This window comes from Nocardiopsis sp. NPDC055879, from assembly GCF_053615935.1.
Window position 1 is genome coordinate 1 of the sequence record NZ_JBSHCT010000116.1, and the last position, 1,013, is coordinate 1,013.

The 1,013-nt window shown below is 63.6% G+C and carries 1 protein-coding gene; it reads right to left on the reverse strand.

The genetic code is table 11. The features are described 5' to 3' along the window. The coding region (locus ACWGKS_RS30140) for an SLC13 family permease (RefSeq protein WP_452525136.1) at positions 1-863 on the reverse strand (863 nt) is incomplete at its 3' end. Positions 864-1,013: the final 150 nt, after the last annotated feature.

Sequence of the window (1,013 nt, forward strand, 5' to 3'; positions counted from 1 at the left end):
CGGATCATCTCCTGGGCTCCCTCGACCTTCTTCACCCCCGGCTTGAAGAGGCGGGTCAGGACGAACCAGGCGATCAGCATGAAGACCGCGGCCAGTGGCACACCGGCCATCATCCACTGGCCGAAGCCGATGTTGATGTCGTGAGCGTCGGCGAGGTAGCCGACCATCAGGACGTTGGGCGGGGTGCCGATCAGGGTGGCGACCGAGCCGATGGACGAGGAGTAGGCGATACCCAGCATCAGGGCGGTGGCGAAGTTCGCGTCCGTACGTCCACCACGGAACTGGGCGATCAGTGCGATGACGGAGAGGCCGACCGGAAGCATCATCACGGCGGTGGCGGTGTTGGACACCCACATGGTGATGAAACCGGTGGCGATCATGAAGCCGCCGACCAGGCCGACCGTGTTGGAGCCGACCTTGGAGACGATCGTCAGGGCGATGCGCTTGTGCAGGTTCCACTTCTGCATCGCCAGGGCCAGCATGAAGCCGCCCATGAACAGGAAGATCGTGTCGGAGCCGTACGCGGAGGCCACGTCCCCGACCTCCGCGCCCTCCACCATCAGCGGGAAGAGCACCAAGGGCAGCAGGGAGGTCACCGGGATCGGCAGGGCCTCGGTGGCCCACCAGATGGCGATCCAGACGGTGACTGCGGCGACGACCGAACCGTTGACGGACATGACCTCTTCGGTCTCGCCGTCACCCAGCGGCAGTGGCATCTCCGGCATCACGAGGAAAACCAGGAGACCGAGCAGGGGACCGAGAACGAGTCCGATGACACGACCGCGGGTCATCCCCTGCGAGGATTTCTCCTCGGGTTTGACCGGCGTTGTGTCGGGGGTATCGACGCCCTTCTGGGTCGCCATGGGTTCCTCCTCCATTGAGCGCCGGATGTGTACGGCACCCTTCTTCGGAGGGCTGCTCGCGGGTTGCCGCGAGTTTGCCTCCGGGTTACGTCTTGACTCAATAGATAGTCAGTTCACAAAGGGGTGTGTGCAACGCAACTCACTATTTCT